The sequence below is a fragment of the Telmatospirillum sp. J64-1 genome (genome assembly GCF_006980715.1).
Taxonomy (GTDB): domain Bacteria; phylum Pseudomonadota; class Alphaproteobacteria; order Rhodospirillales; family Magnetospirillaceae; genus Oleiliquidispirillum; species Oleiliquidispirillum nitrogeniifigens.
Genome location: NZ_SBHN01000011.1, coordinates 143,650 through 158,702 on the forward strand (window position 1 = coordinate 143,650; position 15,053 = coordinate 158,702).

Annotated in this window: 18 protein-coding genes; 12 read left to right on the forward strand and 6 right to left on the reverse strand. The window is 65.7% G+C overall.

The genetic code is table 11. The features are described from left to right. The first annotated feature begins 148 nt into the window (after positions 1 to 148). On the forward strand, positions 149 to 568 hold the full coding sequence (locus EPD66_RS12310) for a CBS domain-containing protein (protein WP_142848806.1): 420 nt from the start codon (positions 149 to 151) through the stop codon (positions 566 to 568). A 17-nt stretch (positions 569 to 585) separates the two neighbouring features. On the opposite strand, the gene EPD66_RS12315 is transcribed toward EPD66_RS12310, so the two are convergent. Next, positions 586 to 1,803 carry a peptidoglycan-binding protein gene (locus EPD66_RS12315; RefSeq protein ID WP_185961390.1) on the reverse strand — a complete coding sequence of 406 codons (1,218 nt, stop codon included), beginning with the start codon at positions 1,801 to 1,803 and terminating at the stop codon, positions 586 to 588. Positions 1,804 to 2,062: 259 nt separating this feature from the next. Here EPD66_RS12315 and EPD66_RS12320 point away from each other — a divergent pair, with 259 nt between their 5' ends. Beyond that, positions 2,063 to 3,055, forward strand: coding sequence for an ATP-dependent DNA ligase (locus tag EPD66_RS12320; protein ID WP_221930968.1), 993 nt, complete (start codon positions 2,063 to 2,065; stop codon positions 3,053 to 3,055). A gap of 8 nt (positions 3,056 to 3,063) precedes the next feature. On the opposite strand, the gene murI is transcribed toward EPD66_RS12320, so the two are convergent. Continuing rightward, positions 3,064 to 3,897, reverse strand: a complete 834-nt coding sequence (murI, locus tag EPD66_RS12325; protein ID WP_142848809.1) for a glutamate racemase — start codon at positions 3,895 to 3,897, stop codon at positions 3,064 to 3,066. 198 nt (positions 3,898 to 4,095) lie between these two features. Here murI and EPD66_RS12330 point away from each other — a divergent pair, with 198 nt between their 5' ends. Genes EPD66_RS12330 through EPD66_RS12340 form a run of 3 tightly spaced genes read left to right on the forward strand, consistent with a single transcriptional unit; the run spans position 4,096 to position 6,078 of the window. After that, positions 4,096 to 4,620 (forward strand): hypothetical protein, encoded by a 525-nt coding sequence (locus EPD66_RS12330; RefSeq protein WP_142848810.1) that lies wholly within the window; start codon positions 4,096 to 4,098, stop codon positions 4,618 to 4,620. After that, positions 4,620 to 5,015 carry a phage holin family protein gene (locus EPD66_RS12335; RefSeq protein WP_142848811.1) on the forward strand — a complete coding sequence of 132 codons (396 nt, stop codon included), beginning with the start codon at positions 4,620 to 4,622 and terminating at the stop codon, positions 5,013 to 5,015. The genes EPD66_RS12330 and EPD66_RS12335 overlap by 1 nt, the downstream gene beginning before the upstream one ends. Positions 5,016 to 5,061: 46 nt before the next feature. Beyond that, entirely contained in the window at positions 5,062 to 6,078 is a 1,017-nt protein-coding gene (locus EPD66_RS12340) for a hypothetical protein (RefSeq protein WP_142848812.1), read from the forward strand. A gap of 66 nt (positions 6,079 to 6,144) precedes the next feature. Here the strand turns inward: EPD66_RS12340 and pyk are convergent, their stop codons facing one another. Next, complete coding sequence (gene pyk / locus EPD66_RS12345; RefSeq protein ID WP_142848813.1) at positions 6,145 to 7,560, reverse strand: pyruvate kinase; 1,416 nt, start codon at positions 7,558 to 7,560, stop codon at positions 6,145 to 6,147. 224 nt (positions 7,561 to 7,784) lie between these two features. Then, the gene (locus EPD66_RS12350) at positions 7,785 to 8,537 is read right to left on the reverse strand and encodes a FadR/GntR family transcriptional regulator (RefSeq protein ID WP_142848814.1); all 753 of its coding nucleotides are present in this window, start codon (positions 8,535 to 8,537) and stop codon (positions 7,785 to 7,787) included. Between the two features lie 100 nt (positions 8,538 to 8,637). Here EPD66_RS12350 and EPD66_RS12355 point away from each other — a divergent pair, with 100 nt between their 5' ends. From EPD66_RS12355 to EPD66_RS12365, 3 genes are read left to right on the forward strand one after another with little or no spacing between them, the layout of a single operon-like run. After that, positions 8,638 to 9,453, forward strand: coding sequence for an N-formylglutamate amidohydrolase (locus EPD66_RS12355; RefSeq protein ID WP_142848815.1), 816 nt, complete (start codon positions 8,638 to 8,640; stop codon positions 9,451 to 9,453). A gap of 1 nt (position 9,454) precedes the next feature. Beyond that, positions 9,455 to 10,585: a carboxylate-amine ligase gene (locus tag EPD66_RS12360; protein WP_142848816.1), complete on the forward strand. Its 1,131-nt coding sequence runs from the start codon at positions 9,455 to 9,457 to the stop codon at positions 10,583 to 10,585. A gap of 45 nt (positions 10,586 to 10,630) precedes the next feature. Continuing rightward, positions 10,631 to 10,891 carry a DUF1244 domain-containing protein gene (locus EPD66_RS12365; protein WP_142848817.1) on the forward strand — a complete coding sequence of 87 codons (261 nt, stop codon included), beginning with the start codon at positions 10,631 to 10,633 and terminating at the stop codon, positions 10,889 to 10,891. Between the two features lie 9 nt (positions 10,892 to 10,900). On the opposite strand, the gene EPD66_RS12370 is transcribed toward EPD66_RS12365, so the two are convergent. Then, positions 10,901 to 11,416 carry a DUF421 domain-containing protein gene (locus EPD66_RS12370; RefSeq protein ID WP_142848818.1) on the reverse strand — a complete coding sequence of 172 codons (516 nt, stop codon included), beginning with the start codon at positions 11,414 to 11,416 and terminating at the stop codon, positions 10,901 to 10,903. A gap of 165 nt (positions 11,417 to 11,581) precedes the next feature. Between EPD66_RS12370 and EPD66_RS12375 the strand changes: the two genes are divergently transcribed. The 4 genes from EPD66_RS12375 (at position 11,582) to map (ending at position 13,640) form a co-directional block, all read left to right on the forward strand. Continuing rightward, positions 11,582 to 11,842 carry a DUF2312 domain-containing protein gene (locus EPD66_RS12375; protein ID WP_142848819.1) on the forward strand — a complete coding sequence of 87 codons (261 nt, stop codon included), beginning with the start codon at positions 11,582 to 11,584 and terminating at the stop codon, positions 11,840 to 11,842. A 163-nt stretch (positions 11,843 to 12,005) separates the two neighbouring features. Continuing rightward, on the forward strand, positions 12,006 to 12,155 hold the full coding sequence (locus EPD66_RS24065; RefSeq protein ID WP_185961391.1) for a hypothetical protein: 150 nt from the start codon (positions 12,006 to 12,008) through the stop codon (positions 12,153 to 12,155). Positions 12,156 to 12,288: 133 nt separating this feature from the next. After that, a complete protein-coding gene (locus tag EPD66_RS12380; RefSeq protein WP_185961392.1) occupies positions 12,289 to 12,852 on the forward strand; it encodes a TetR/AcrR family transcriptional regulator in 564 nt (187 codons plus the stop codon). Further along, positions 12,849 to 13,640 carry a type I methionyl aminopeptidase gene (gene map / locus EPD66_RS12385; protein ID WP_142848821.1) on the forward strand — a complete coding sequence of 264 codons (792 nt, stop codon included), beginning with the start codon at positions 12,849 to 12,851 and terminating at the stop codon, positions 13,638 to 13,640. Before EPD66_RS12380 ends, map begins: the two co-directional genes overlap by 4 nt. Positions 13,641 to 13,699: 59 nt before the next feature. Here map and groL read toward each other — a convergent pair. Further along, the coding region (groL, locus tag EPD66_RS12390) for a chaperonin GroEL (protein WP_142848822.1) at positions 13,700 to 15,053 on the reverse strand (1,354 nt) is incomplete at its 5' end.

The following is a 15,053-nucleotide window of genomic DNA, read 5'->3' on the forward strand; positions in this document are numbered from 1 at the left end:
TCAAAACCTCTCCCGAAGGAGGAGGGGCCTCTCCCCTGGGCGGCGGATTGCCCAAGAGGTCCGCCTTGCCCACCTGTTCGACGAAGCGTCCGTCTTCCATTGCCTCCGCATAAACCGGATGAGGACGCCCCGAAGGAGGAAGCTCGCCATGCAGGTCCATCAGATCATGACCCCCAACATCGTCGTCATTCCGCCAGATCTGTCCTTGCGCGATGTCGCCCGGAAAATGCGCGAGTTGGATATCGGGGCCTTGCCGGTGGGCGCCCATGACCGGCTGGTCGGCATGGTTACCGACCGGGACATCACCATCCGCGCCGTGGCCGAAGGGCGCAATGCCGACGACACCCCGGTCAAGGAGGTGATGTCGCCCGACATCATCTATTGCTATGACGACCAGGAGGTCGAAGAGGCCGCCGCGGTGATGGAGCGCGAACAGGTGCGTCGCCTGCCGGTGATCAACCGCGACAAGCGGTTGGTCGGCATCCTGTCCATGGGCGACGTCTCGACGCGCACCGGCGATCTGGGGCTCGCCGGCGAGGTCGCCAAGGAGGTGTCGCAGCCGAGCTGATCTCCCTTTCCCGCCCGCTAGCGCTGCAATCCGGCCCGTTGCGGCGCCATGACCGGTGGCTGGGCGAAGCGCATATGGTTGAGCAGATCCTCGCTGGCCTGGCCGGTGACCGGCAGGCCGGCGGTGGCCTCGTAGTCCCGGATGGCTTCGCGCGTGCGCAGGTCCATGCGGCCGTCGGGATTGCCGCTGAGGAAGCCGCGCATCCGCAATTCCGCCTGGATGCTGGCGACATAGGCCTGCAGGCGACCGCCCTGCTGGAGGAATTGCTCCTGCGGGGTCAACTGGACCTGGGGCTGCGGCTGGCTGGATTGCTGCAGGTCGGCAAGCAGCCCCTGCGAGATCTGGCCGTCCACGCTCAGGCCCCGGTCGCGCTGGTATTGGCGCACCGCCTGGCGGGTCTGCGGACCGACCAGTCCATCCACCGGCCCCACCGGATAATCCGCGTCGCGCAAGTGGCGCTGTACCTCGCGCACCACCTGGGGCAACTGGCCGGTACGCCGCAGATAATCTTCCGGCCCCTCGAACTGTTGGGGCGCGGAGGCCTGCTGCGGGGCGTCATCACTCCCGCCAGCGGACGGACCGCCCGCCACCTGGTGCAGTTGCGAGGTCAGTTCGGGGGTGACCCTGCCCGAGGGCGGCAGGCCCATGTCGCGTTCATAGGCGAGCACCGCCTGGCGGGTCTGTGCGCCGACCCGCCCGTCGATGGGACCGGCCTCGTAACCCAGGGCGCCGAGCGTGCGCTGAACCGTCTGGACTTCTTCCGGCGTCGGCGGGCGGCTGGCCGGGGCTTCCGCCGCCGGTTGCTGCCGCCCTTGCGCTTCGGCCAACTGCCGGGTCAGCTGCCGGGCCATTTCCTCGGCACGGGAACGTTCGCCCTCGGGCAGGGCCTCGCCCAGTTCGTCGCGCACCAGGACGGCATCCCGCAGGCCGTTCTGGGCGGCCAGGTGATACCAGGCATAGGCGCGGACCAGGTCCTGCTCGGTACCCGTTCCCAAGGCGTAGAGGCGGCCCAGCATGAACTGCGATTCCGGGTCGCCCTGGGCGGCGGCCGTGCTGAATTCCGAATAGGCCTGGCCGTAATCGGCGCGGTTGAAGGCGGAGAGTCCCTCACGATATCCGGCATGGGCCGGCAATGCGGCAGGGAGCGCGATCAAGGCGGTCAGGATGGCCGCTGCGGCCATCCTTCTGAAGGGCTGGCCGGCCTGGGCACGTCCCCGGATGACGGCGCGTTTCATCTGCGCTTCCTCCTCTCTGCGTAACTCTTGGTTCATGTCAGAGATTTGAGGTGGGCAGGCCGAACCGGGAGGGGCGCTGCTCCGTCCTGTCACCACTTTTGTCCCTTTGATCCTGCCTCTAGCCCGTTCTAGGCTTGCGGGGCTGCTCCCATTTGATGTTCGGGCGCCCTACTTAGTCCATTGTTGCAACGCATTTTTCTAAGACAGGAACGCAATGCCTCCGCCATGTGTTAAGCCTCGAAAAGTGGGAGGAACGGGAGTGGCTTTACCGCTCGATTCGTCTCTCGCCCCCATGGAGGCGCGGCTGGTAGACGCGGTGCCCGAGGGCGAGGGATGGCTGTATGAGCCGAAATGGGATGGTTTTCGCTGCCTGTGCTTCCGGGACGGCGACCGGATCGATATGCGCTCGAAGGCTCATCGTCCCCTGGCCGCCAACTTCCCGGAAATCGCCGAAGCCTTGCTGTCGCTGGAGGCCAAGCGTTTCGTGCTGGACGGCGAGATCGTGGTGCCGGAAGGGGAAGGGGTGTCCTTCGAGCATCTGCAGCAGCGGCTGCATCCTGGGGCGCGGCCCATCTCGCAGCTTTCTCGCGACCACCCGGCATTGCTGATCGTCTTCGACATGCTGGTTGATAGCGAGGGCATGTCGCTGGTGGACCTGCCCTTGGCCGAGCGCCATCTGCGGCTGGTGGATTTCGCGCGGCGCTATCTGACCTGCGAAGGCATCTGCCTGTCGCCTTCCACCACCGATCCGGGCGATGCACAGCGCTGGTTCGACGAGACGGCGGGCAGCCTGGACGGCATCGTCGCCAAGCGCCTAGACCTGCCCTATCTGCCGGGCGAGCGGACCGGCATGGAGAAATACAAGCGCATCCGCACCGCCGATTGCGTCATCGACGGCTTCCGCTGGGACCAGAACGGGCGGGAGGTCGGGGCCCTGCGGCTGGGCCTCTATGATTCCCAGGAACGGCTGCGCCATGTCGGCTTCACCGCCGCCATCGAGGAAACCCAGCGCCGCCAGTTGACGCCGCTGCTGGTGCCCTTGCTCCAGGCCAGCCCCGTCTCCGCCGCCCAGTCCGGCGACTGGCTGCCGGTGCGGCCCGAAGTGGTGGTGGAGGTCGGCTACGGCCATGTTTCGGGCACGCGTTTCCGCAACGGCGCCCATGTCGTCCGCTGGCGGCCGGACAAGCTGCCCCAGCAATGCCGCCTCGAACAGATCGCCATGCCTTCGGGCGCGGCCCTGAGGCTGCTCTAGCCTTTTCCCTACCGCAGATCGACCAGTTCGATGGCTTCGCTGTCCAAGCTCCAAGGCAGGAAGGTGGCGGCGACGCGGGCGAAGCGGCCGGGTGCGTCGGTGGCGAGATAGCGCAGGCGGCCCGGCCGCTCATGCGTTCCCGCCAGATCGTGGGTGGACAGGGCGGCGGCGACGCTTTCTGCGGTGGTGCTGGCGGAATCGACTAGGATGATGCCGGGACCGGCAACTTTCGCCAGGGTCGTCGCCATGGCCGGGAAATGAGTGCAGCCGAGGACTAGGCAATCGGGGCGGTCGGGACGGTCCGGCGCGAGCAGCGGGTCGAGATAATGGCGCGCCACCGCTTCGGCGATCTCGCCTTCGGTCAGTCCTTCCTCGGCCAGAGAGACGAAGAGCGGGCAGGGACGGGATGCGACGCGGGCATCGGGGCGCAGGCGGCGGATGGCCTGGTCATAGGCGCCGGCCTGGACGGTGCTTTCGGTGGCGATGACCAGGATGCGCCCGCTGAGCGAGGCCGCGCAGGCCGCCGATGCCCCCGGTTCGACCACGCCGATGACCGGCAGATGGGGGAATTCCGCTCGCAAGGCTTCCAGCGCATGGGCCGAGGCGGTGTTGCAGGCCACGACCAGCATCTTGACGTTCCGCTCGACCAGCAGCCTTGCCGCCTGGACGGCGTAGTTTCTGACGGTTTCGGGGCTCTTGGTGCCATAGGGCAGGCGGGCGGTGTCGCCCAGATAGATCAGGTCTTCATGGGGCAGGCGGCGGCGCAGGGCGCGCAGGACCGTCAAGCCGCCGACGCCGGAATCGAAGATGCCGATGGGATGGCTGGGGCTGGGCAGGCGCATGTCGGGGTCCGGAAGGGTTCGAGCGGAGGGAGGCCCGCATCATCGGCAAGCCGCAAGGAAATGCAAGCACTCCAAAAGAGCCTCACGGGCGGATAGCGGAACCTTCCTCCTGCGCGACTGTTTTCCTGTTGAGATGGCGCCGATAGGGCGCCCCCGCTGATTCCGCAACATAAGGCGACAACGCGATGGAGGGTGCAAATGGGTGTACGCGATAGCTCGGGCCAGAAGAGCAGGGCGTCGGAAGCTCTGGACTCGACCAGCGATATCCTGCGCGAAGGCGGCGGGCGTGCGTTCGACCAAGCCATAGGCCGGGTCCGGGGCATGGCCGACGACCAGAAGAAAATTGCGGCCTCGCGCCTGGGCCAGGTGGCCCATGCCCTGCACGAGGCCGCGCGCGACCTGGAAAAGGAAAAGCAGGACATGACCGCCCATTACGCCGATCTGGCCGCCGATCAGATCGAGCGCGTGGCGGAGACCCTGCGTGAGAAGGAGTGGCGTGAACTGGCCGAGGATGTGGAAGCCCTCGCCCGGCGCCAGCCTGCCTTGTTCATCGGCGGTGCCATGGTCGCCGGCTTCCTGCTCGGCCGTTTCCTGCGCAGCAGCGGCAACAGCAGCTACGACAATAACTACGCCTACGGCGAATCCGAGCCCTATGACTATAGCGGCGATTTCTCCTCTTCCGGGAACCGGGAGGAAGAGACCCGGATGAGCGGAGAAATCTGATGCCCAACGGCGTGAGAGACGAGCGGTCGCTGGGCGCGCTCTTCTCGGACCTGACGCGCGAGACGACGACCCTGTTCCGCAAGGAAGTGGATTTGGCCAAGGCCGAGATGTCCGAGACGCTCTCCCGGGCCAGTTCAGGCTTGATCGGCTTGGTGGCGGGCGGGCTGATCGCCTTCATCGGGATCCAGGTGCTGGTCGCCGCGGCGGTGCTGGGCCTTGCCCTGTTCATGCCTTGGTGGGTGGCGGCGCTGGTGGTCGGGCTGGCCGTCCTGGCGATCGGCGGCATCGTCCTCGCGGTTGGGCTGTCGAATCTGCGGGCACGCAAGCTGGTGCCCAAACGCACGATCACCACGATGCGCGACACCACCAGTTGGGCGAAGCAGCAATTGCGCTGAGAGCGGGACCCTCCAACGTTCAGCACAGAAAGAAGGGATGGATTCCATGAACGAGAAGATGCAGGACTATCAGGAAAGAGCCCGCCATTATATCGACGAGGCCCGCGAAAACATGCGCAACTCCGATATGATGCACGGCCGGGCCGCCGAGACGGTTCGGGACAATTCTATCCCGCTGGCCTTGCTGGGCGTTGGTGCCGGCTGGCTGATCTACTCGGCCATGAAGCGTTCGGGCGGCAGCGACGAAAGCAGGATCGAGCGGGGCTCCACCGGGGCGCAAGGCCGCTATAGCCAGCAATCCGGCTACGGCGCCTATGGCCGCCGGAGCACCCAATATGGCGGGCAGGGCGGCGGCTCGGATTACGGTTACAGCCGTCCCTCCGCCTCGGGCTTCCAGGATTATGCCGAGCCCTGGGATGCGCCCTCGTCCAGCGGGATGAGCGAGCATTACAGCGGTTCGGGCGAGCGTTACGGCCAGGGCCGCGAGTCGCAGCATTATGGGGAAGAGATGGGGGAACGCGGCGGGCAATACGGCGAGAAGATGCGGCATCATGCCTCGCATTACGCCGACGAGGCCCGTCACTATGCCGAGGACATGCGTGGCCGCGTCAGCCATTTCGGCGAGAATGCCCGCCGCCGCCTGTCGGAATGGCGCGGCAGCATGCGCGGCTCGTCCTCCAATTACATGGAACGTTCCTCCCAGGCCTTCCGTGAATATCCGCTGGCCATGGGCGCGCTGGCCCTGCTCGCCGGGGCGGCGGTCGCGGCGGCCTTGCCGCGCACCTATCGGGAAGACCAGATCCTGGGCCGCAAGCGCGACGAGATGATGCGCAACGCGCGCGGCAGCAGCCAGGATATGGTGGGCCGGGCCAAGGAAGCGGTGGCCGCCGCCGGTGAAACCTTGACCGACGAGGCCGAAGGCTTGATGAAACATGCCGAAAGCGCCGTCGAACATGCCGCCGAGGCGGCCAAGGACACTATGACCGAAGGCAAGGGCACCGAAGCCGGCAAGAGCGGCAAGAAGGAAGGGGGCAACTCTTCGAGCGGCAATCGTCCCCACTGACGGGACGCCGAAGGAAGCTGCTTCAAAAGCAAAGCCGGGACGGCATTGCCGTCCCGGCTTTTGTGCTTATTCCTCGATCCAGGCGACGCGCAGGATGTTGGTCGTGCCGGGTGTGCCGAAGGGGACGCCGGCGGTGATGACGATGCGTTCGCCCGGCTTGGCGAAGCCTTCGGTCTGGGCCTTCAGCACCGCGCAGGCGACCATCTGGGCGAAGCTGTTGACCTCTTGCGTCACCGAGGAATGGGCGCCCCAGACCAGCGAGAGCTGACGCGCCACCTTCAGGTCCGAGGTCAGGCTGAGCATGCGCACGTCGGGCCGTTCGCGGGCGGCGCGCAAGGTGGTCGAGCCGGACGAGGTGAAGGTGACGATGGCCGCCGCCGACAGGGTATGGGCGACCTGGCGGGCGGCGGCGCTGATGGCGTCGCGGGTGGTGCTTTCCGGTTCGCCGCGCGCGGCATCCATGGTGGCGTGGTAGAGGTCGTCCTTTTCCACGCGGTCGATGATCCGGTCCATGATGGTGACGGCATCGATGGGATATTCCCCCGCCGCCGTTTCGGCCGACAGCATCACCGCATCGGCGCCGTCATAGATGGCGGTGGCAACGTCCGAGGCCTCGGCGCGGGTCGGCGCGGCGGCATGGACCATGGATTCCAGCATCTGGGTCGCCACCACCACCGGCTTTCCGGCGCGGCGGCAGGCGCGCACGATGCGCTTCTGCAGGATCGGCACATTCTCCGGCGGCACCTCGACGCCCAGGTCGCCGCGCGCCACCATCACGGCGTCGGAGAGGTCCACGATCTCTTCCAGGAAGTCGATGGCCGAGGGCTTTTCCAGCTTGGACAGGACCATGGCCCGGCCGCCCACCAGCTTGCGGGCCTCGGCCACGTCATCCGGGCGCTGGACGAAGGACAGGGCCACCCAATCCACCCCCATGTCGAGGGCGAAGTCCAGGTCGCGGCGGTCCTTCTCGGTCAGGGGCGAGATGGGCAGCACCACATTGGGGATGTTCAGGCCCTTGTTGTTGGACAATTCGCCGCCGGTGATGACCACGGTCTCGGCGAAATCCAGGCCGTGATGTTCGACGCGCAGCCGGATGCGGCCGTCATCGAGCAGCAATTCGGTGCCGGCGCCGATGGCGGCGAAGATTTCCGGATGGAGCAGGGGAGCCCGCTGGTGGTCGCCCAATTCCTCGGATAGGTCCAGGCGAAAGGACTGGCCGGCATTCAGGCGGACGCGGCCCTCGGTGAATTTCCCCACGCGCAGCTTCGGTCCCTGCAAGTCGGCCAGGATGCCGATGGGGCGCCCGGCCTTCTTTTCCAGTGTACGGATGATCTCGATGCGCTCGCGGTGGTCGTCATGGCTGCCGTGGCTGAAATTGAGCCGAAAGACATCGGCCCCGGCAGTGTAAAGCGCTTCGATGACCTGAGGGGTGGCACTGGCCGGTCCCAAGGTGGCAATGATTTTGGCGGCGCGGTTCCTCATGCGGACGTGACCCTTCTCGATTGGGAGTCTGTACCAAAAGTTATCTCAGCACACCTATTCGTCTAGGAGAATAGGTCGTAAGTCATTGAGATCGGTGCAAGCGCCGCGGCCGTCCAGCAGGAGCCCGGCCCGCTTGCCCAGGGGCGGCGGGGGAAGGTCGGGGCTGGCGGCGGGGGGCAGGCTTGCGATCTTTACCCGGTCTCCCTCGAAGGAGCGGGCGGCTGTCATGATGCCGGTGACTCGGGCGCAGCGGCGCGCCGGGCGCGGCGTTCGGCGTAATGGGCGCAGACCCAGTCCAGGTGGCGGTCCATGGCGGCGGTGGCGGCCACCGGCGCGCGGTCGCGGATCGCGGCCAGGATGGCGCGGTGCTGGTCCAGCGTCATGCGGTCGTCGGCCGGTGAGGGAAAGAGTTCGTAGCGATGATAGTCGAGCATGCGTGCCAGGGCATCGCGGATGACGCCGACGATATGCATGTAGACGGCGCTGCCCGTGGCCCGGGCGATGGCCAGGTGGAAGCGCACGTCGTCCTCGGCCTTGTGCTGGCCCCGGCGGGAATTGCGCTCCATGTCCCGGAGGATGGCCTCCAATTCGTTCAATTGCTCGGGCGTGGCATTGGCGGCGGCGCGTCCGGCGGCCCAGCTTTCCAGGACACGGCGGATTTCCGCCAAGTCGTGCAGGTTTTCCAGGTTGGCTTCGCCCAGCTGGGCCAAGGGAGGGGAAAGATTTTCATCGGTCAGGACGACGCGGGTGCCGCCGCCCTGGACGGCGGCCAGCAGGCCGCGGGTCTTCAAGGCCTGCAAGGCGGCGCGCACCGAGACACGGCTGACGCCCATGCTCTCGGCCAATTGACGTTCGCCCGGCAGGCGCTGGCCGGGGGCCAGCTCGCCGGTGGCGATCATGCGCAATATCTCGTCCTCGACCCGGTCGGAAACCCGTTCGCCGGACATTTCCCGCCTGACATGTTCTTGTGTGGTCATACCAGTGATCGTGTCTGCGGGCGTCTCTTCCGTCAAGCCCTCCCGCGTAACTTTTCCCTGCGCTGTAACTTTGCCAAGTCGTTGCTATATTGAGGTCACGATGACCAAACTCAGTCCTTCTTCTTCATATCCGACGCTGCTCGGCCCCGACGAGGCCCCGGCCGTTTCCGTCTTCAACGAGCAAGCCTCGACGCCGCTTCTGCTCATCTGCGACCATGCCAGCAATGCCATCCCCCGCAAGCTGGGCACTTTGGGCCTGGATCGCGAGGTGCTGGACCGGCATGTCGGCTACGATATCGGTGCCGCCGCCGTGACCAGGGGATTGGCCGAGCGGCTGGATTGCATCGCCATCATGACCAATTATTCGCGGCTGGTGATCGACTGCAACCGCCAGCCGGGCGACCCCACCTCGATCCCCGAGATCAGCGACGGCATCGCCGTGCCGGGCAATCTGGGGCTGGATGCCGATGCGGCGGCCGAGCGCGTGGCGACCTTCTTCACGCCCTATCACGACACCATCACCCAGGCCATCGCCCGGCTGTGGCATCATCACAGCGCGGCACCGGCCCTGATGTCGGTGCATTCCTTCACGCCGATGCTGATGGATTGCCAGCCGCGCCCCTGGCATATCGGCGTGTTGTGGAACCGCGACCCGCGCATCGCGGTGCCCATGCTGCGCGCGCTGAACGGCTATGCCGATCTCTGCGTGGGGGATAACGAACCCTATTCGGGCCGTCAGATGGGTTATTCCGTCGATACCCATGCCGGTGCGGCGGGGCTGCCCCATGTATCAGTGGAAATTCGCCAGGACCTGATCTCGGACGAAGCCGGAACCAAACGCTGGGCCGAACTCCTGGCCGAGGTCCTGGGGCCGATCCTGGCGGAACCCGGCCTTCACCGCGCGCAGCTCTACTGACATGGCAGAACCGTCCTTCACCATCGGCATCGAAGAGGAATACCATCTGGTCTCGCTGGAGACCCGCGAACTTTGCGTCACGCCGCCGCCCGAGATGCTGCCCGCCTGCGAGGAATTGCTGACCGGGCGGGTCAGTCCCGAATTCATGCGCTCGCAGATCGAGGTGGGGACAGGCGTCTGTTCCAGCATCGGCGAGGTGCGCAACGACCTTGCACAATTGCGCCGGACAGTGGCCGACGTGGCGAGGCGGCACGGCTTGGCGCCCATCGCCGCCTCCACCCATCCCTTCGCCGAATGGGACGTGCAGCGTTTCACCGAGAAGGAGCGCTATTCCGTGCTGGCGCGCGATCTCCAGGGGGTGGGGCGGCGGCTGGTGATCTGCGGCATGCATGTGCATGTGGCGGTGGAGGACGACGAGCTGCGCATCGACCTGATGAACCAGGTGACGTATTTCCTGCCGCACCTGCTGGCGCTGTCGACTTCCTCGCCCTTCTGGCGGGGGCATGATTCCGGCCTGAAATCCTATCGCATGAGCGTCTTCAACGGCCTGCCGCGCACCGGCCTGCCGGAATATTTCGCGTCCTTCAGTGAATACCGCCGCCATGTCTCCTGGCTGGTGGGGGCGGGGCTGATCGAGGATGCGACCAAGCTGTGGTGGGATGTTCGGCCCTCCGACCGCTTTCCCACGCTGGAAATGCGCATCACCGATGTCTGCACCCGGCTGGACGACGCCATCGCCATTGCCGCCCTCTACCGCTGCCTGCTGCGCATGCTGTGGCGGCTGCGGCGCAACAACCAGCGCTGGCGCATCTATGCCCGCATGCTGGTGGACGAGAACCGCTGGCGGGCGCAGCGCTACGGCCTGGATGCCGGGCTGGTGGATTTCGGCAAGGGGCAGATCGTGCCCTGCGCCGACCTGCTGGAGGAACTGATCGCGCTGACGGAGGAGGATGCGCTTTTCTTCGGCTGCACGCAGGAGATCGGCCATCTGCGCACCATCCTGCAGCGGGGCACCAGCGCCCAGCGTCAGCTGGAAGTCCATGCCCGCGCCCTGATGGACGGCATGACCCCGGAAGAGGCATTGCGCCGCGTGGTGGACATGCTGGTGGCCGAGACGGTGGACGGGCTTTAGCCCCGGCCCCACATAAGCGGGGTCAACGGCTGATGGAGGCCCGCCATGGACGACGCCCAACGCCAACGCCTGGAAGCCGCCGCCTTCCGCCGATTGGTGACCCTGCTGCGCAGCCGCACGGACCTGTCGGACGAGATGCTGTACGACAATGTGGGCTTTTCCCGTGACAGCCTGATCCATTGGTACGCCGAGGCCGCCCGCGCCTATGGCATGCATGTCACCGACGAGGAGGTGGCCCGCTGGATCTATGGCGAATCCTGGGAGGACTGGAAAATACGCATGAACAATGAGGACGAAGCCCACTGAGGCCGGGCCTTAGTCCGGCATCTTCCCCACATTGCTCATGGCTGAAGGCGGAGCGTTGCTCGTGGTGCCGATGACATTGAAGCTGCCATCGGTTTCCAGGACCACGGCTTTGACCTGTTCGAGGCTTTGATAACCGCTGGCCCGCGCGGCCGCCATGATCTCCTCCGGTGCCACGCGCTGCTCTTTCATGACTTCGGGAAGCATCTTCCCTTCGAAGAACAGCAGGGTCGGTTCGGCCTTGATGAATTGCCGGAAACGCGCGGAATGTGCTGATCCCCACGCTACTGCCCATTGCAGGAAGATCAGCAGCGCGAAGGCAAGGACGCCCTCGGCCAAGGCTACGTCGCGCGACATTATCACCGTGGCCAGTGTCGAGCCCAGGGCCACGGTGACGATCAGGTCGAAGGCATTCATCTTCGACAGGGTCCGCTTGCCCGTAACCCGCAGCAGGATCACGATGGCGGCATAGGCCGGAATGCCGACCATCAGGATCCGTAGCAATCCTGTCCAATCATTGAAGAACACCGTGTCTCCTCCCATCCGTCGCTTTTGAGGACAACAGCGGCAGGCGGAAAGGGGTTCGCTACGAGGACCTGCTTGCACCAGAGGACGGGGTAGCGGTATTGTCCCTCGGCGTTACGACTTAGGTAAAAGTCCGCCCCGTTTCACCAGCCGAGAATCAGTGGGTCCATGAACGACGAGAATCATTCCGAGATCGGTGGCATTGCGGCCGAAGCCCTGCGCCAGTTCATCGAGCGCATCGAACGCCTTGAGGAAGAAAAAGGCGCCATCGCCAGCGATATCAAGGACGTCTATTCCCAGGCCAAGGGCCAGGGCTTCGACACCAAGATCATCCGTCAGATCATCCGCCTGCGGAAGATGGAAGATCAGGAGCGCGAAGAAATCGACCAGCTGCTCGAACTCTACAAGGCCGCCGTCGGCATGACCTGACGCAGGCGGCAGAGACGATAAAGCCGGCCCTTTCAAGGGCCGGTTTTTTTATGCCTTTTCCTGGCCGGAGCAAATGGCGGGGAACCTTCATCCGTTTGGAGCGTTGGGACAAAAGGTTCACCTTCCCGAAAGGAGCTCTCGGATGAATGGGATGCGCGCGATCGTGGTGATTTCAGGGCTTCTCCTGTTGGCAGCCTGCGGCCCCGTGACGGGCGCCGGGGCCGGTGCCGCGGGCGGAGCCGTCGTGGGCGGACCGGTGGGGGCCGGTGTCGGCGGCCTGGGCGGGGCCGCGGTGGGCGCCGAAACGAACTGACGGCTGTGAAGACCGTGCGGCACATCGTGCCATCCGGTGCCGCCGGTCTTTGTTGACTCCTCTTTCTAGAATGGACATTCTATTTGCGGATGCCCAAGGCCGGGCGTCCGTGATGCGACTTGCAGGAATGTCCATGGTCAGAACAGCCAAATTCCAGCCCGAGGTCTTCGTCGAGGCGGCCATCGATCTCATCGCCGAGGGAGGCCCCTCCGCGGCGACGATGGTGGCGATCGCCCGCAAGGCGGGGGCGCCCACGGGATCGATCTATCACCGTTTCACGTCCCGCAGCTGCGTGGTGGCGACGGCATGGCTGGCGGTCCATGCCTCCCTGAGTACGCGGCTTCTGCCGTTGCTGAGGGCGGGAAAGGGGATGGAAACCGCCTTGGCCCTGACGTCCTGGGCCCGCGAGTCCCTGCGCGAGGCGCGTTTCCTTCTGCTCAACGAGACGGATGACCTCTTCGAGGACACGCCGCCCGAGACCCTGCGCCGCGAGATGCAGCGGCAGCAGGAAGAGCTGGATGAAGCCTTCTTCGCCTTCCTGAAGCAGGAGCAGGGGGAAGAGGCCCTGGCGCGGGCGAAGTTCGCCCTTTTCGATGGCCCGGTGGCGCTGCTGCGGCCCCATCTCCTAGCCGGTGGTCCCGTTCCTTCTTATGTGGACCGCATGGTCATGGACCTGCATCAGGCGGTGGCGGCATGACCCGGACCTCGACGCAGAAAGATGACACCGGCCGTTCCATTCCCCTGTACGGTCCGGAAGGCTTCGCCGGCATGGCGGCAGCGGGCAAGGTGGCGGCGCGATGCCTGGACTTCATTACCGATTACATCCGGCCGGGCGTCTCGACTGCCGAGCTTGACCGTCTGTGCGAAGACTTCATGCGCCAGGCGGGGGCGGTTCCCGCCACCATCGGCTATCACGGCTATCGCCACGCGACCTGCATTTCCGTCAACCATGTCGTCACCCACGGCATCCCCGACGAGAAGAAGATCCTGGTCCCCGGCGACATCCTGAATATCGACGTGACGCCGCGCCTGGACGGCTGGCACGGCGATTCCAGCCGGATGTATGTGGTGGGCGAGACGAGCGTGAAGGCGCGTCGCCTGATCGCGGCGACTCATGAAGCGCTGATGGCGGGCATAGCGGCCGTGCGGCCCGGCGCGACGCTGGGGGATGTTGGTTGGGCGATCCAGCAGGTGGCGCAGCGCGAGCGTTTTTCCATCGTCCGGGATTTCTGCGGTCATGGCGTCGGCAAGGTCTTTCATGACGCGCCGCAGGTCCTGCATTACGGCCGTCCGGGCACCGGGATCGTGCTGGAACCCGGCATGATCTTCACCATCGAGCCCATGTTCAATGCCGGTCGTCCGGAGGTGAAGGTGCTGGCCGACGGCTGGACGGCGGTGACCCGCGACCGCTCGCTCTCGGCGCAGTTCGAACACAGTATCGGCGTGACGGAAAACGGCGTGGAGATTTTCACGCTTTCGGCCTAGGCCCATGAAAAAGGAAGGGGCTCCGAAGAGCCCCTTCCCGCGATATCCGGCCCGATATCTTAGAAGTCCATGTCGCCCATGCCGCCGGGCATGGCGGGAGCAGCCTTCTTTTCGGGCTTCTCGGCGATCATGGCTTCGGTGGTGATCAGCAGGCCGGCCACCGAGGCGGCATCCTGCAGGGCGGTGCGCACGACCTTGGTGGGGTCGATGATACCGGCCTTCACCATGTCGCAGAACTCGCCCTTCTGGGCGTCGTAACCCCAGTTGGTGTCGGTCGAGTCCAGCAGCTTGCCGGCCACGATGGCGCCGTCCTGTCCGGCATTCTCGGCGATCTGACGCACCGGGGCCTGGAGGGCGCGGCGGACGATCTCGATGCCGACCTTCTGGTCCTCGTTGGCGGGCTGCAGCTTGTCCAGCGCCTTGATGGCGTAGATCAGGGCCGAGCCGCCACCGGCGACGATGCCTTCCTCGACCGCAGCGCGGGTAGCGTGCAGGGCGTCATCGACGCGGTCCTTGCGCTCCTTCACCTCGATCTCGCTGGCGCCGCCGACCTTGATCACGGCCACGCCGCCGGCCAGCTTGGCCAGGCGTTCCTGCAGCTTCTCGCGGTCGTAATCCGAGGTGGTTTCCTCGATCTGCGCGCGGATCTGCTTGCAGCGGCCTTCGATGTCGGCCTTGTTGCCGGCACCGTCGACGACGGTGGTGTTTTCCTTGGTGATCACCACCTTCTTGGCGGTACCCAGCATGTCGATGCTGACGCTTTCGAGCTTGATGCCGAGGTCTTCCGAGATCACCTGGCCGCCGGTCAGGATGGCGATGTCTTCCATCATGGCCTTGCGGCGGTCGCCGAAGCCGGGAGCCTTGACGGCAGCGACCTTCAGGCCGCCGCGCAGCTTGTTGACCACCAGCGTGGCCAGGGCTTCGCCTTCGACGTCTTCAGCGATGATCAGCAGCGGACGGCCCGACTGCACCACCTGCTCGAGGACGGGCAGCAGCGGCTGCAGGCCGGCCAGCTTCTTCTCGTGCAGCAGGATGAAGGGGTTGTCCAGCTCGACGGTCATCTTGTCGGCATTGGTGACGAAGTAGGGCGAGGTGTAGCCGCGGTCGAACTGCATGCCCTCGACCACGTCCAGCTCGGTGGTCAGGCCCTTGGCTTCCTCGACGGTGATGACACCCTCGTTGCCGACCTTTTCCATCGCCTTGGCGATCATCTCGCCGATCTCACGCTCGCCATTGGCCGAAATGGTGCCGACCTGGGCGATCTCGGCATTGGTCTCGACCTTGCGCGAACGGTTCTTGACGTCGGCGATGACGGCTTCGACGGCGAGGTCGATGCCGCGCTTCAGGTCCATCGGGTTCATGCCGGCGGCGACGGCCTTGGCGCCTTCGCGCACGATGGCCTGGGCCAGCACG

Bases quoted from the DNA above. Each gene is read 5' to 3' on its own strand.
- EPD66_RS12315 (WP_185961390.1), bottom strand. From the start codon at position 1,803: ATGAAACGCGCCGTCATCCGGGGACGTGCCCAGGCCGGCCAGCCCTTC.
- EPD66_RS12375 (WP_142848819.1), top strand. From the start codon at position 11,582: ATGAACGACGAGAATCATTCCGAGATCGGTGGCATTGCGGCCGAAGCC.
- EPD66_RS12310 (WP_142848806.1), top strand. From the start codon at position 149: ATGCAGGTCCATCAGATCATGACCCCCAACATCGTCGTCATTCCGCCA.
- EPD66_RS12380 (WP_185961392.1), top strand. From the start codon at position 12,289: ATGGTCAGAACAGCCAAATTCCAGCCCGAGGTCTTCGTCGAGGCGGCC.
- EPD66_RS12330 (WP_142848810.1), top strand. From the start codon at position 4,096: ATGGGTGTACGCGATAGCTCGGGCCAGAAGAGCAGGGCGTCGGAAGCT.
- EPD66_RS12335 (WP_142848811.1), top strand. From the start codon at position 4,620: ATGCCCAACGGCGTGAGAGACGAGCGGTCGCTGGGCGCGCTCTTCTCG.
- EPD66_RS12355 (WP_142848815.1), top strand. From the start codon at position 8,638: ATGACCAAACTCAGTCCTTCTTCTTCATATCCGACGCTGCTCGGCCCC.
- EPD66_RS12340 (WP_142848812.1), top strand. From the start codon at position 5,062: ATGAACGAGAAGATGCAGGACTATCAGGAAAGAGCCCGCCATTATATC.
- map (WP_142848821.1), top strand. From the start codon at position 12,849: ATGACCCGGACCTCGACGCAGAAAGATGACACCGGCCGTTCCATTCCC.
- pyk (WP_142848813.1), bottom strand. From the start codon at position 7,560: ATGAGGAACCGCGCCGCCAAAATCATTGCCACCTTGGGACCGGCCAGT.
- EPD66_RS12350 (WP_142848814.1), bottom strand. From the start codon at position 8,537: ATGACCACACAAGAACATGTCAGGCGGGAAATGTCCGGCGAACGGGTT.
- EPD66_RS12360 (WP_142848816.1), top strand. From the start codon at position 9,455: ATGGCAGAACCGTCCTTCACCATCGGCATCGAAGAGGAATACCATCTG.
- EPD66_RS12365 (WP_142848817.1), top strand. From the start codon at position 10,631: ATGGACGACGCCCAACGCCAACGCCTGGAAGCCGCCGCCTTCCGCCGA.
- murI (WP_142848809.1), bottom strand. From the start codon at position 3,897: ATGCGCCTGCCCAGCCCCAGCCATCCCATCGGCATCTTCGATTCCGGC.